Below are 13,847 nucleotides of genomic sequence, written 5' to 3'. Positions count from 1 at the left end.
GTCAGATCACTTGCGTAGCGCGGGCAGCGCCGTTCATACTGCGGGCGAGTGGTTTCGGTCCAAGGCATCGTGATCTCCGTCGAATCTCAGCAATCGTCCTGTCCACGCCGTGATCTGGCTGCCGTCGACCTTCTATTCGGCCGTCGCCGCGACACTTGTCGAAATGTTCGAGCTGGTGAACACCATTCGCGGCGCGCCGGCGATTTCCTTCGAATTCGTGGCGCGGCAGGCCGACGCCACGACGACGCCTGGAATATCCTTTCACAACAGACGCGAACCCTCGCAACGCATGGACCTGCTGGTCCTGCTGGCCATGCCCGGCATGCAAATCCCGGAGCTTGTTGCCGCGCTGGAGGAAGAGAGCCGCCACGCCGCGCCGCTTATCGCAAGCGCGCAGCGCGACGGCGCTATCATCGCCGCGCATTGCGGGGCCGGATACTTACTGGCAGACGCCGGTCTTCTCGACCGAAAGCGGGCGACGATCTCCTGGTGGTTGAAGGCCGATGCCCAGCGCCGCTTTTCGAAGGTGCGTTGGGACGCTTCACGTGTGCTGGTCGGGGACGGACGGATCTACACTTGCGGCGGCGGTTTTTCAGGCCCGGAGCTCAGCAAGGCGCTTCTGCGGGATCTTGGCTTCGCCAGGGAGGAGCGCCTGGTTCGCAAATTGCTGGTGCTGCCGCCGTCCCGGCAGATCCAGACACCCTACGAGTTCCCGCTCACCGATCTCCTGCCTTCGCAAGAGCCGTTCCGCGACCGGCTCGAAGCCTTGTCCAGAAAACAGCTCGGAGCGCTCGACCTTGCCTTCCTTGGTGCGCAACTCGGCCTGTCGCCGCGAACGCTGGCGCGCCGGTTTTCCGATGAATTGCACACCACCCCGGCCGATGGATTCAGAACCGGCGCCTTGAGGCCGCGAAAACACTTCTTGAAACCACCAAACTCGGTGTTTCGGAAATATGTTACCAGGTCGGATACCGGGATACGGCCTCATTCAGCCGGCTTTTCAACCGCGTGATCGGACTGCCGCCGGGTGAATACCGGCGCCAGAGCCAGTAGACATCGGCTGGAACTTGGAGCGCGGCGGATCGCGCGCTTGTGAAGCACTGGTCTGTCGGAAAGGTCGACCAGGCCTTTGACCTCGGTGCGGTAAGACCTAGGTTAAGCCCGGGCTTTTCGCCCCATTCTTTCCATTCCCCACGGAGATCAGTCTTGCAGAAACGTCGTCTCGGTCAAACCGACCTGTCCATCGCGCCGCTGGTTCTGGGCGGCAACGTCTTCGGCTGGACCGCCGACGAGAAAACCTCTTTCGACCTGCTCGACCGCTTCGTCGGCGCCGGCCTCAACGCCATCGACACCGCCGATTCCTATTCGCGCTGGGTTCCCGGCAACAAGGGCGGCGAATCTGAAACGATCATCGGCAAATGGATGAAGAGCCGTGGCAACCGCGACAAGGTCGTGGTGATCACCAAGGTCGGGTCGGATATGGGGCAGGGCAGGAAAGATCTCTCCGCCGCCTATGTCGAAAAGGCCATCGACGCGTCGCTGAAGCGGCTGCAGACCGATGTCGTCGATCTCTATCTGTCGCACTGGCCGGACCCGACCACCCCCTACGAAGAAACGCTCGGCGCCTACGAAAAGCTGCTCGCCAAGGGCAAGATCCGCTACGTCGGCGCCTCCAATCTCGACGCCGGCCAGCTGCGCGCCGCGCTCGACGTGGCAAGTCTACGGGGTCTGCCGCGCTATACGGTGCTGCAGCCGGAGTACAATCTCTACGATCGCGCCTCTTTCGATGGGCCGCTCCGCGATTTGTGCATGGCAGAGGATATCGGCGTCGTCACCTATTTCAGCCTCGCCAAGGGGTTTTTGAGCGGCAAGTACCGCAGCGAAGCCGATCTCGGCAAAAGCGCGCGTGGCGACGGCGTGAAGGGCTATCTCAATGCGCGCGGCATGCGCATCGTGGCAGCACTCGACGCCGTGTCGGCGCGTCATTCGGCCAAGCCGGCGGAAGTGGCGCTCGCCTGGGTGATCGCGCGGCCTGGCGTCACGGCGCCAATCGCCAGCGCCACGAAGCTGGACCAGGTCGACAGCCTCGTCCGCGCCGCATCATTGAGGCTCAGCCCGGACGATATGGCCGAGCTCGACAGTGCGAGTGCGTAGAAGCCGGCGCCAAGCGGCGGCCTGCTCAACAGCAGCCAGAGACTGGGCGCTTGGCGGTTTGACGTTCGCGGCGACACTGGTTTTGACCACGGCGCTGGCTGTGGTTGCGTAAACACCTGTCGATCAAGCAGGTGGTTTAGGCCGGGGTCTCGGAGCCCAGTTCCCTCAGCCGCTTCACCGCCGTCGGCGGCAGGGGCGGCGGGTTCGGCGCGCGGGATGCCTCGATGAGCAGCTGGTCGCAGGCGGCTTCCGTCTCGCCGATCAGCCGTTCCATGAATTCCTCCTTGCCCAACCCCGCCGGGATCGGCGGCAGGAAGCGGGCCTTGATGGTGCCGGGATAGCGCAGGAATTTCCGGCGCGGCCAGTAGAGGCCGGCGACGTGGGCGACCGGCACCACCGGAATGCCAAGCTGGGTATAGAGCTCGACGATGCCGTATTTGTAGGCCGGCTCGTCGCCTGGCGCCCGGCGTGTGCCCTCGGGATAGATGATCAACTGGCGGGGATTGCGCGCCAGCTCCGCCCTGGTCGCGGCGACCACCGCTTTCAGCGCCTTCGAGCGGCTGCCGCGGTCGACCGGGATCATCCGCATTTTCAGAATGTACCAGCCGAAGAACGGGATCCAGGTCAGTTCCCGCTTCAGGATGTAGATCGGATCCTGCAGGAACGGGAAGAAGGCGATCGCGTCCCAGAAGGACTGGTGCTTCGGCGCCAGGATGAAGGAGCCCTCGGGCAGGTTTTCCTGGCCGGTGATCTCGCTTTTGGTGCCGGCGATCTTGTCGTAGAGCCACATGCTGGTGCGCGACCAGAATTTCGGCACGAACCAGGCGCGGTGGCGCGGCGATAGGAAATAGTACGGGGTCCAGAGGATCATCTGGACGATCAGATTGACGTAGAAGACGAAGTTGAACGCCAGCGAGCGGACATAAAGCATGCAGGAAGAGCCCGGTGAGGAGGTGTGCGTTGGTTACACCAAGCGCGGGCAAAAAGGAAACGGTGCGATAGCCCGTTCGTCAGGCCTGCCAGGTCGCTTGCACCAGCCGTTTCTTCAGGCGTGGGGCGGCGAAGTCGAGGAACGCACGCAGTTTCACTGGCAGCAGACCCTGGCCGGCATGCACGAGACTGACCGGCCATGGCTGCGGCTCGAATGCCTCCAGCACGGTTCGGAGTGTGCCCGACCGCACTGCAGCTGTGATCTGGTAGGAAAGCACCCTCGTCAACCCGACGCCGGCAATCGCGGCATCGACCGCCGCTTCCGCAGTGTTGACCCGAAGCCGTGAGCGGATCGGAACAGCGACTTCGGCCTTGCCGATGGCAAAGGTCCATGCGGCGGGGGCGGTGAGCCCCTCGAAGGTGATGCAGCTGTGTGCCGCGAGGTCTTTCGGGGTCTCCGGCATGCCGTGCTCGGCCAGATAGGCCGGGCTCGCGCAAACAACGCGCCGGATCGAGCCGATGCGGGTGGCCACCAGGCTCGAGTCGGGAAGCTCGCCGATGCGGACGGCGAGATCGATGTGCTCTTCGGTCAACTGCGTTATCCGGTCCGCGAGCATCAGGCGGATCGCCACGTCGGGGTAGGCGGCGAGAAAGCCGGTGATGACCGGCAGCACATGCAGGCGGCCAAAGACGATCGGTGCGGTGATGATCAGTTCGCCCGTCGGGGCGCTGTATTCGCCGGCGGCGGTCCGCTCGGCCTCGCCGACCTCGTCGAGAATGCGGCGGCAGGCAGCGAGGTAGGCGTGACCCGCGTCGGTCAGCGTCAGCTGCCGCGTCGAGCGGTTCAGGAGACGCGTTTTCAGATGCCGCTCCAGGTCGGAGACCTTGCGGCTGACCGTTGCAAGTGGAATGCCGAAACGGCGTCCGGCGGCCGAAAGGCTGCCGGCCTCCACCGCGGCGACGAAAAGCGACATGGCCTCGAGGCGATCCATGCTTCTCCCGGAAAATGGAAGGATCGGTTGCAACTATGACATCTACATCCGAAAGATGGAAGGCATTATTTCTTGCGGCTATGGCTCGAAGCTCTGCCGTCAAAGGAGGCTTTCATGAACGCTCACGTCTTCACCAGCGACGTCGCCTTTACGCCAACCGTCAAGGCGATCCAGGCCCGCAAAGGCTCACGTGAGGCCTATGCCCGCGTCGAGCAGCGCGGCGGCTGGCAAGCTGATATCACGCCCGATCTCGCCGCCTTCATCGAGGCGCAGACCAGCGTCTTCCTGTCGACGGCCAATGGTGACGGCCAGCCCTACATCCAGCATCGCGGCGGGCCGGCCGGCTTCCTCAAGGTGCTCGACGAGCGGACGATCGGATTCGCCGATTTCTCCGGCAACAGGCAATTCATCACCCAGGGCAATCTGGACGACAACCCCCGCGCCTTCCTGTTCCTGATCGACTATGCGCACCGGCAGCGCATCAAGATCTGGGGCAGTGCGCGTGTCGTCGAGGACGACGCCGAACTGATGGCGAAGCTGATGCCGGAAGGCTACAAGGCGCGCCCCGAGCAAATCATCCTGTTCACGGTTTCGGCCTGGGATTCCAATTGCCCGCAGCACATTCCACAGCGTTTCGAAGCGGCCGATGTGGCCTCGGCGCTGGCCGAACGGGACAAGCGTATCGAACGTCTCGAACAGGAGATCGCGCGCCTGCGTGGCGGTTCAAGCGCCACGGTCAAGGAATAATAACGACAGGCTCAGTTCGGCGCAGCGGCCTCGGCCAGCGCGATGCCGGTTGGCGTTGGCTTCACCGGCACGATGCCGCGCGCCAGCGCCAGCAGATATTTGTTGTATTCGGTGAACAGCACGCGCAGCGCCCTGGGCTTGATCAGCCAGCCGCCATTGCCAAGATTGCTGTTGACCACCGGATAGGGCTCGAGCTTGGCCTTGTGCAGCAGCCGGCCCATTTCCAGCAGGCTGCGCGGCATGTGATAGTTGTTGGTGACGAGGATCACAGTGCCATAGGCATGGTCTTCCACCCACTTGGCACTTTCCTCGGCATTGCCGATCGTGTCGAGCGCGGCGCGGTCGATGTCGACGCAGCAGGAAAACAATTTCTTGTCGCCGCGGGTCGCGACCTGAAGCTGGCGGCGGCTGGCGGAAGGATGGACGCCGCTGATCAGCAGCCGCTCGCCCTTGCCGGACGCCAGCAGACCCATAGCGGCATCGAGACGCGAATGGCCGCCGGTCAGCACGATGATGGCATCGGCTTTTGCCGGATTGGCGGGCGTCGCGAGACGGCTGACGGTATTGGCGAACCAGCCGAAGCCGCCGGCAAACAGCGTTGCAAGCACGAGCAGAAAGAAAGCGGAGATGCGCAACGCGCCCGCCAATCGGCTGGGCTTGGCGCGCTCGCGAGAAGGCGCAATCACCAAGGGCAATTGTCCAGCCGTTCCGGTCGACTCGCGCGCGTCCATTATCTTATCGTTAACCCTGAAATGCGGCGTTTAGTAGGTCAAAAAGCACACATTACGTTACGCTAATTCTCTATTCGTGATCACCCCGCGTCCGGCTGGCGGACATCGATGTCGCTGAGATAGGTGACGACGGTGACATGGGAGGTTGCCGCCGTCAGCGCACCGATGACCAGCACCATGAGGACGACGCCGAGATAGCCCGCCGAACCGATGGCGAAATTGCCGAACAAGGCGGTCGCCTGATCGGCCTCAGGCGTTGCCATGTTGCGCGACGACCACCATGAGAAGACGATGAAGACGAGCACCGCCGCCGCACCCCCGGCGGCTGCGCCTTTCATGCCGGTGACGAGAAAGTGGTGGCGGAATTCGCGCGCGATGAAGCGCGCTTCGGCGCCGACGAAATGCAGCACCTCGATGATATGGCCGTTGCCGGCCATGGCGCCGCGCGTCGCGAACACCACAGTCAGCACGGTTGCCGACAGCATCAGCGCGAGCACGGCGATGCCGATGATCACCGTGGTGCGGGCCATGGCCACCAGCCGGTCGACCCAGGTGCGATGGTCGTCAAGTGCTGCGCTGGGCAGTTTCGGCGTGATCGCGGCGCGCATGGCGGCGAAGTCGGGCGGGTTGCTCTCGTCTATGGTGACGATGATCAGACGCGGCACCGGCAGGTCGTCGATGTTGAGACCCGAGCCAAGCCACGGCTCCAGCAGCCGCGCCGTGGCGTCGCGGTCGACGATCCTGGCGCTCTTCACGCCAGGAAATTCGCCGGCGATCTGCGAGGCCTGGGCAAGTGCTGCCTCCATGTCGAGACCATCTGCCGGCTTGATCTGGATCGTCGCCTCGCGGGAGATCTGGTTCTCCCAGACCGAGGCGGCGTCGCGCACCAGCGTCACCGCGCCGAAGGTCAGGCAGGACAGGAACGTCATGATGGCAATGACCAGGACCAGCGCCCGGCCGGCGATGTTCTGCGCCGGCACGATCGGCGCCATCTTGCGCTGAACGCGCTGCGTCGCAGCCTTCCCGGCGTGCTGGTCTTCGACGTGTTGAACGGAAAGGTCAGTCATAGATATCCAGTCTTCCGCCGGCCAGGATCATGCGCCGCGCGTCGACCTGTTCCATCAGGCCGAGGTCGTGCGTCGCGATCACCACCGCGGTGCCCAGCCGGTTGAGTTCGATGAACAGGCGCAGCAGGCGTCGCGCCAGCGGCGGATCGACATTGCCGGTCGGCTCGTCGGCAAGCAGGATCTCGGGCTGCTCGATTAGCGCCCTGGCAATTGCGGCACGCTGTTTCTCGCCACCCGACAGCACCGGCGGCAGCACATGCATACGCTCGCCAAGGCCGACCCATTTCAAGAGCTCGGTCACGTCGGTGCGGTAGCTCGCCTCCTCGCGACCGCGCACGCGCAGCGGTAAGGCCACGTTCTCGTAGGTCGTCATGTGGTCGAGCAGGCGAAAGTCCTGGAACACGACGCCGATGCGCCGCCGCAGATGCGGCAGCTCGGTGCGCGAGATGCGCGAGCGGTCCTTGCCGAAGATGGTGATCAGTCCGCGCGTCGGCTTGAGCGACATGAACAAAAGCCGCAGCAGCGTCGTCTTGCCGGCGCCCGAAGGGCCGCTCAGGAACTGGAAGGAGCGCTCCGGTATGTGCAAGGAAATGTCGCGGAGGATTTCCGGACCCATGCCATAGCGGAGGCCGACATTTTCGAAGCGGATCACGTTCGACGACCTGAAACCTGCGGCGGCGAGGAGCCAGCCATCTCTGAGAAAAGACCATCGGCCGGCATGGTTAACCGGCGGTTAATTCTGAGGTTTTTTGGGCGCGTCACAGGGGTACCGATGGGGAAGCGTTAACCATTTCCGTTTACGCAAAAGAAACGAAGAGCGAACAAGTGCCGTAGTGCTGGAGCCATGATGGCTGAGGATCGAACCGCGCGCCCGGTTTCCGGCGAAATCATGACCGGTGCGGCCGCCGCGCCGGAACGCATCATGCGTGATCCGGCCGACGACATCGTCGATGCCGACTACGAGGTGCTGCCGCGCCGCACCGCCAGCATGGACCCGTCACCGCCGCTTTCGCGCGCGATCGCCACGCCATCGCTCGAAGGCATGGACATGCTGCGCAAGCCCAAAGCCGCGATGGAAAGGCTGCGGGCGCGCGGCGGGCCGATCTTCTGGATCGCCGGCCTCAGTGCCGTGTTTGCAGCCTTCTGGGTCTCGGGCGGGCACGCGCTGGTGCGCCAGGCGCCGCTTCTTCTTGCGGCACAGGAAACGGGCGCTGCACTCACCATTTCAGGCGTTACGTCGCGTATCGATGCGTCCGGGCCGAAACCTGTCCTGTTCGTCGGTGGCGAGGCCGCGAATGACGGCGCCAGTCCGTCGCCATTGCCGCCGCTGGAAATCCGGGTCACCGGCAATGACAGGCGCACAACCCGTTATACGCTGGGGACATTCAACCGTTCGCTGGCGCCCGGCGAAAGATTTGGCTTTTCGAGCCGGCTCGACGTGCCTAGAAACGGGGTCAAGACCGTCTCGGTCACCTTCGCCAACTAGGGCGATCATTTCTGGAAAGGCTGCCAATGCCAGTCGTGCGCGGCAAGGATATCGAGGTTCTGTTTTCGGCGTCGGCGATTGCCCGCCGCAATCTGGAGCTCGCCAAGGAGATCGCCGAGCGCGACTATCAGGACCTTCTGGTGATTTCGGTGCTGAAAGGATCGTTCATTTTCGCCGCCGATCTCATCCGCGCCATGCACGATGTCGGCCTGTCGCCCGAGGTCGAGTTCATCTTCATCTCCAGCTACGGCGCCGGAACCACCAGCGGCGAGGTGAGGGTGCTGCGCGACATCGATAATGAGGTCGCCGGCCGCGACGTGCTGTTGATCGACGACATTCTCGAATCCGGCAAGACGCTGTCCTTCACCCGCAACCTGATGCTGTCGCGCGGCGCCAAAAGCTGCGCCATCGCCGTGCTGCTCGACAAGCGCATGCGCCGCCAGACCGCGCTCAACGCCGACTATGTCGGCTTCGACTGCCCCGACTATTTCGTCGTCGGCTATGGCATGGATGTCGCCCACGCCTTTCGCGAGCTGCCGTTTGTCGGTGTCGTCAAGGGCGACGCCTGAGACCTTTTGATAATTCTACTGCGGTGGTTGCCACGCCATCTGACTCGCCGGAGGAGTTCTGAAAGGCCTCACTGATCTCGGCGCCTTCAGAAAAAGTCAACTTTTCCCCGCCAAATGTTCCGCTATGGCAAAGCTCCTGATCGTCGAGGACGAAGAGTCCGTCCGCACCCTCGCCGCCCGCGCGCTCGAACGCGCCGGGCATATGATCGACATCGCCGCCGACGGCGCGCAAGGGCTTGCCCTGATCCGCGCAGCACGTGGCGGCTACGACCTTGTCGTCTCTGATATCCGAATGCCGGAAATGGACGGCATCCAAATGGCCAAGGCGGCGGCGTCGCTTTTCCCGGCGGTGAAGATCTTGCTGATGACCGGCTATGCCGACCAGCGCGAGCGCGCCGAGGAATTGAACGGTGTCATTGTGGACGTCGTGCAAAAGCCGTTCACGCTGGCCGAAATCCGCGCGCGTGTCGAAAAGGCGCTCGCCTGTTTTGCCTAGAATCCAAGCCTGACCGCGGTCAGGCCGGATCGCAGGTCGCCGCGATTGCCGGCGCGCTGCTCCGGTGCCGGCTGGCATGGAGCGCGAACAGACCGGCGCCGATGATGAGGGCGGCGCCGACCACGGTGGTCGATCGCGGCACTTCGGCAAAGAACAGGAAACCCCACAGCGGCGACCAGATGATGCCGGTATATTCGAAGGTGGCGACGCTGTTGGCGGGCGCCAGCCGGTAGGCCTGCGACAACAGGATCATCCCGGCCGAAGCGACGAAGCCGCAGGCGGCCATCGTCAGGAAATCGATCGGCGTCGGCCAGATCCATGGCCTGACCAGGAATTCGAGGCTCGGATGGGTGGCGTGAGCAATTCCTGCCAGCCAGAACAGCCCGGCGACCGCTGCAGCGCCCAGGAGATAGACGCCGTTCTGATAGAACGCCATGACCGTGGATGATTCGGTGTCGCCGATCTTGCGGGCCATCAACTGCGAAAAACCGTACAGCACCGCCGAGGCCAGCGACAGCAGCGCCGCCCAGTCAAACAGCCCGGCACCGGGCCGCAGCATCACCAGCACGCCCAGCATCCCGACCATGACGGTGACCAGCGTCTGCCACGCCACCCTTTCGCCGAGATAAGGGCCGGCAAGCGCCATGATGAACAGCGGTGCCATGAAATAAAGCGCCACCGCGTCGGCAAGCGGCAGGGCGGCGATCGCCAGGTAGTAGACCGTGTAGGAGGTGAACAGGATGAAGGCGCGCATCGTCAGCATGCGAAATCGCTTCGAAAAGATCGCCCTGAGCCCGACATCGGCATGAACCAGCACGAGAAGAATGGGCAGGGCGACGATCGAGCGGATCGCCATCACCTCGGTCACCGGATAAGTGCCCGATACGGCCTTGATCAGCGGATCCTGGAGCGAGAACACCAGAACGCCGAGGCAAAGGCTTGCCATGCCGAGGACGATCCGGTTCTGCATGTTTTCGACGGCTCCTTGCGTGTGCGGCCCGAGAGCCGGGCCCGCGTAATTTTTGTTTTATGCATGTCCCAAAAACCGCTGAGCACTTTTGGGCGACATGCATCAAAAAGAACCCGCCACCGTTTCGGGCAGCGGGTACGAGTGAGGACTGATTGGTCCGCAGCCGATTTCGCAGCCGCATATCCAATGGGTAAAGCGACTATTATCCGCCGTTTGACATGTTGCAAACGAATTGGAATGATGCCAGCAATCAGATTTTCTTATGGCGGACAAATGAAGCCCACGCTCGACAGTGATCTGCTGCGCACCTTCGTCGCGGTTGCGGACACCGGCAATTTCACCAAGGCAGCGGAGCGGGCCGGCCGTACCCAGTCGGCGGTTTCGATGCAGATGAAGAAGCTCGAAGATCTGCTCGGCGACAGTCTGTTCGAGCGCGGCTCGCGTGGCGTGGCGCTGACGCGCCGCGGCGGCGAACTCATCGTCAACGCACGCCGGATCGTATCGCTGCTGGACGAGACGGCGGCCTCGATGGTCGCCGCGCCGCTTGGTGGACCGGTGCGCATCGGCATCCCGGAGGAATATGGCCACGCGATCCTGTCGCGCGCGCTCGGTTCTTTTGCCAAGCGCCATCCTCAGGTCGACGTCACCGTCCGCTATGCGCATTCCGGTGCGCAGATCGCGGCGCTCGCCGCCGGCGAGCTCGATCTGGCGGTGGTGTTCGAATGGCAGGACCTCTCCGGCGGTGAGGTGCTGATGCATGACCCGACCGTATGGGTGACGTCGGAGCTGCATCATATGCATGAGGAGCGGCCGATGCCGATCGCACTCTACAACCGTGCCGGCTGGTGCAAGGATTTCGCCATCAAGTCGCTGGAGCAGCGCGGTCTCGCCTATCGTGTCGCTTATACCAGCGATACCAATGGCGGCCTGCGGCTCGCCGTCACCTCCGGGCTGGCGATCGCGCCGATCTCGCGCAGCAACATCCCGTCCGGCTGCCGCGAACTTACGGCCGCCGACGGGTTCGGCGACATCGATTCCTCGAACGTGGTGCTGCGGCGCAATCCGAACGCGTCCGGCGAGGCCATCGACGGCATGGAGGAGGCGATCCGCGAGGCGTTCACCAACCGCTAAATCCGATGCTCAAACAAAACATAGAGGGCCGGCACGGTTCGACTTGATAGTCCGCCGCTCTGAGCCGACTAACGGAATGTGCAGGTAGCGCCACTTGCCGACCTCAGCACCTCTAAGCGCGAACGCCTGGTGTGATGCCCGATGCGGGCGTTCGTAGGCATCTCGCTGTTACATCGCGGTGACAAAAGCACCGCCACGGTGGCGTCAACCGGTTACACAGAGCAGGAAATATCTCCGGCCTTCTGGGAGTGGTCAGCGTCCCCAGAGGCTGAGTTAGCGTGTCGTCGGTTGGCTGTTAGCGCTGCGACTGGAACGCTTCACGCCTCGCAAGCGGGGATAGCGAAGTCTAGTGAAGGCAAGGTCAAGCTGCGTTCTCCGTTCTGTATCGGCGACGGGCGGCGACTGGGAGAGATGGATACCATGCACGTAGGGCGTCCGGAAGTTGGCAGGACGTGGACGCGGGGCGGCCCGCGTGCAGGCGCTTGGCTGAGCGGTGCAATGACCACACAGCGCCGCCTCGCAGCGATCCTGGCTTGCGACGTGGTCGGCTATTCGCGCCTGACGGAGCGCGACCAGCGCGGCACGCTCGAGCGGCTAAAGATCTACCGCAAGGACCTCCTCGAACCGCTGGTCTCCGAGCACGGGGGTCGGATCGTGAAGCTCACCGGCGACCGCATGCTTTGCGAGTTCGCGAGCGTCGTTAACGCGGTGACCTCGGCGATGGCGATCCAGCAGGCCCTGGCAGAACACGAGGCGGAGACGCCCGAGGAAGAGCGGATTCGCTTCCGCATCGGCGTCAATCTCGGCGACGTGGTCTGCGAGGAGGACGGCGACCTCTACGGCGACGCGGTCAACATCGCCGCCCGCCTCGAAAGCATCGCCGATCCCGGCACCGTGGTCGTCTCGGGCACCGCCTACGACCACCTTCAGGGCAAGCTCGACTGCGGCTTCACGCCGCTCGGCAACCTGCGCCTCAAGAACATCGAGCGGCCTGTGCGCGCCTACCGCGTCGAGACCGACGCCAGCGCCTCGGTGGCTGCACTGCCTCCACTGCCCGAGAAACCCTCGATCGCGGTTCTGCCTTTCACCAACATGAGCGGCGATCCCGACCAGGAATACTTCGCCGACGGGCTGGTGGAGGACATCATTACGGGATTGAGCCGGGTGAACTCCTTCTTCGTCATCGCCCGCAACTCGTCCTTCACCTACAAGGGCCGGGCGGTGGACCTGCGCCAGGTCGGGCGCGAGCTGGGCGTCCGCTACGTGCTCGAAGGCAGCATCCGCAGAGCAGGATCGCGGGTGCGCATCAGCGGGCAGTTGGTGGACGCGATCAGCGGACACCACGTCTGGGCCGACCGCTTCGAGGGCGACGTGAGCGACATCTTCGACCTGCAGGACAAGGTGACCGAGAGCGTCGTCGGCGCTGTCGAACCGACCATCCGGCTGGAGGAGATCAGGCAGGCGCGCATGAGGCCGACCGACTACATCAGCGCCTACGACCTCTACCTTCGCGCGCTGCCGCGCTTCTACAGCATGACGCGCGAAGGCTTTGCCGACGTGCGCCGGCTCACCAACGAGGCGCTCAGCATCGACCCTGGCTTCAACTTGGCGAAGGCACTCGGCGCCTATATCCGCAGCCTATCCGTGAGCCAGTGCTGGCACGAGCCCGACGATATCCGAGTCGCCGCGCGCATGGCGCGCGAGGTACTGGCGGAAGCGCGCGACGACCCCACGAGCCTACGCTTCGCCGCGCAGGTGATCGCCTACAGCGCGAAGGACTACGAGATGGCGCTGGGCACGATCGAACGATCCCTGCTGCTCAACCCCAATTCGGCGCAGGGCCATACGGGCAGCGGCTGGGTGAACGCACATTCCAGCCGCCCGCTCGTCGCGATCGAGCACTTTCACAGGGCAATGCGGCTGAGCCCGGTCGACCCCGAGAAGGGCATCGCGCTCTCCGGCATCGGGATGAGCTACTTGATGCTCGAGCGCTACGAAGAGGCGCTGGCATGGGGAGAACGCGCGCTGCACGAGATGCCGAACTACGGCTCCTCGCACCGGGTGGTGATCATGGCGCTGGTCAAACTCAACCGGCTGGACGAGGCGCAGGCGGCGGCGCGGCGGCTGATGGAGGCATTCCCGACCTACACGCTCACCCTGCAGAGACAGATCAACCCGTGGCGGGACAAGGGGTTCGCCGAGAGTTACGTCGAGGCGCTGGGCATCTCCGGCGTGCCGGAGTGATCGTCGCGGTTGCAAAGATGCCCTCTCCTGCGCATCACGTCCGGCCAGGCGACGTCCCTTGATCCCGCGTCGCTTCTGGAAAGGATTGTTCTCTGGCCGGCTTGTCCGAGGACTCAGCGCGTAGAGCAGCCGTGAACAGCCGGCGAGCTCTCTGTTAGGTTCGCGTCGAACTCCGGTTTCCACCCTGACGGGACCTTCCGACGGTCCAGGCAAATGTCGCCGTTGGGTCGTGGTATCCCCTTCAACCTCTCCGATGGAACGCCAGAAAAGGGTCGAATTCGGTCGTTCAGAGTGATTGGGGTTTGACACTGGAGCATATCGCCCAAAAGT

14 protein-coding genes are annotated in these 13,847 nt (G+C 63.8%); 8 read left to right on the top strand and 6 right to left on the bottom strand.

The window, feature by feature from the left end; all coding sequences use genetic code 11:
• The first annotated feature begins 861 nt into the window (after nt 1-861).
• Both NKH12_RS14275 and NKH12_RS14270 read left to right on the top strand, forming a co-directional pair.
• The gene (locus NKH12_RS14275; RefSeq protein WP_352953704.1) at nt 862-1,053 is read left to right on the top strand and encodes a helix-turn-helix domain-containing protein; all 192 of its coding nucleotides are present in this window, start codon (nt 862-864) and stop codon (nt 1,051-1,053) included.
• A gap of 153 nt (nt 1,054-1,206) precedes the next feature.
• Nucleotides 1,207-2,154: an aldo/keto reductase gene (locus NKH12_RS14270; protein WP_352953700.1), complete on the top strand. Its 948-nt coding sequence runs from the start codon at nt 1,207-1,209 to the stop codon at nt 2,152-2,154.
• 136 nt (nt 2,155-2,290) lie between these two features.
• On the opposite strand, the gene NKH12_RS14265 is transcribed toward NKH12_RS14270, so the two are convergent.
• A complete protein-coding gene (locus NKH12_RS14265) occupies nt 2,291-3,085 on the bottom strand; it encodes a lysophospholipid acyltransferase family protein (RefSeq protein ID WP_352953699.1) in 795 nt (264 codons plus the stop codon).
• A 79-nt stretch (nt 3,086-3,164) separates the two neighbouring features.
• Nucleotides 3,165-4,076, bottom strand: coding sequence for a LysR family transcriptional regulator (locus NKH12_RS14260; protein WP_352953698.1), 912 nt, complete (start codon nt 4,074-4,076; stop codon nt 3,165-3,167).
• 114 nt (nt 4,077-4,190) lie between these two features.
• On the opposite strand from NKH12_RS14260, the gene NKH12_RS14255 reads away from it, so the two are divergent.
• Nucleotides 4,191-4,823: a pyridoxamine 5'-phosphate oxidase family protein gene (locus tag NKH12_RS14255; RefSeq protein ID WP_352953697.1), complete on the top strand. Its 633-nt coding sequence runs from the start codon at nt 4,191-4,193 to the stop codon at nt 4,821-4,823.
• A gap of 11 nt (nt 4,824-4,834) precedes the next feature.
• On the opposite strand, the gene NKH12_RS14250 is transcribed toward NKH12_RS14255, so the two are convergent.
• From NKH12_RS14250 to ftsE, 3 genes are all read right to left on the bottom strand, one after another.
• Nucleotides 4,835-5,554 (bottom strand): YdcF family protein, encoded by a 720-nt coding sequence (locus NKH12_RS14250; RefSeq protein ID WP_352953696.1) that lies wholly within the window; start codon nt 5,552-5,554, stop codon nt 4,835-4,837.
• 80 nt (nt 5,555-5,634) lie between these two features.
• Nucleotides 5,635-6,621, bottom strand: coding sequence for a cell division protein FtsX (locus NKH12_RS14245; RefSeq protein WP_352953695.1), 987 nt, complete (start codon nt 6,619-6,621; stop codon nt 5,635-5,637).
• Nucleotides 6,614-7,273: a cell division ATP-binding protein FtsE gene (gene ftsE / locus NKH12_RS14240; RefSeq protein WP_010911739.1), complete on the bottom strand. Its 660-nt coding sequence runs from the start codon at nt 7,271-7,273 to the stop codon at nt 6,614-6,616. Before ftsE ends, NKH12_RS14245 begins: the two co-directional genes overlap by 8 nt.
• Before the next feature lie 192 nt (nt 7,274-7,465).
• Between ftsE and NKH12_RS14235 the strand changes: the two genes are divergently transcribed.
• From NKH12_RS14235 to NKH12_RS14225, 3 genes are all read left to right on the top strand, one after another.
• A complete protein-coding gene (locus NKH12_RS14235) occupies nt 7,466-8,107 on the top strand; it encodes a hypothetical protein (RefSeq protein ID WP_352953694.1) in 642 nt (213 codons plus the stop codon).
• A gap of 26 nt (nt 8,108-8,133) precedes the next feature.
• The gene (hpt, locus tag NKH12_RS14230; RefSeq protein WP_352953693.1) at nt 8,134-8,676 is read left to right on the top strand and encodes a hypoxanthine phosphoribosyltransferase; all 543 of its coding nucleotides are present in this window, start codon (nt 8,134-8,136) and stop codon (nt 8,674-8,676) included.
• A 124-nt stretch (nt 8,677-8,800) separates the two neighbouring features.
• The gene (locus NKH12_RS14225) at nt 8,801-9,172 is read left to right on the top strand and encodes a response regulator (protein WP_352953692.1); all 372 of its coding nucleotides are present in this window, start codon (nt 8,801-8,803) and stop codon (nt 9,170-9,172) included.
• Between the two features lie 19 nt (nt 9,173-9,191).
• Here the strand turns inward: NKH12_RS14225 and NKH12_RS14220 are convergent, their stop codons facing one another.
• Nucleotides 9,192-10,142, bottom strand: coding sequence for a DMT family transporter (locus tag NKH12_RS14220; protein ID WP_352953691.1), 951 nt, complete (start codon nt 10,140-10,142; stop codon nt 9,192-9,194).
• Between the two features lie 273 nt (nt 10,143-10,415).
• Here NKH12_RS14220 and NKH12_RS14215 point away from each other — a divergent pair, with 273 nt between their 5' ends.
• Together NKH12_RS14215 and NKH12_RS14210 are read left to right on the top strand one after the other, a co-directional pair.
• Complete coding sequence (locus NKH12_RS14215; RefSeq protein ID WP_352953690.1) at nt 10,416-11,273, top strand: LysR family transcriptional regulator; 858 nt, start codon at nt 10,416-10,418, stop codon at nt 11,271-11,273.
• 498 nt (nt 11,274-11,771) lie between these two features.
• Nucleotides 11,772-13,517 (top strand): adenylate/guanylate cyclase domain-containing protein, encoded by a 1,746-nt coding sequence (locus tag NKH12_RS14210; protein ID WP_352953689.1) that lies wholly within the window; start codon nt 11,772-11,774, stop codon nt 13,515-13,517.
• The last annotated feature ends 330 nt before the right edge of the window (nt 13,518-13,847 follow it).

Origin of the sequence: Mesorhizobium sp. M1322 (assembly GCF_040318085.1) — a bacterium.
Classification (GTDB): Bacteria; Pseudomonadota; Alphaproteobacteria; order Rhizobiales; family Rhizobiaceae; genus Mesorhizobium.
Note: the sequence above shows the minus strand (reverse complement) of the source record. Positions and strands in the feature narration are given on the sequence as shown.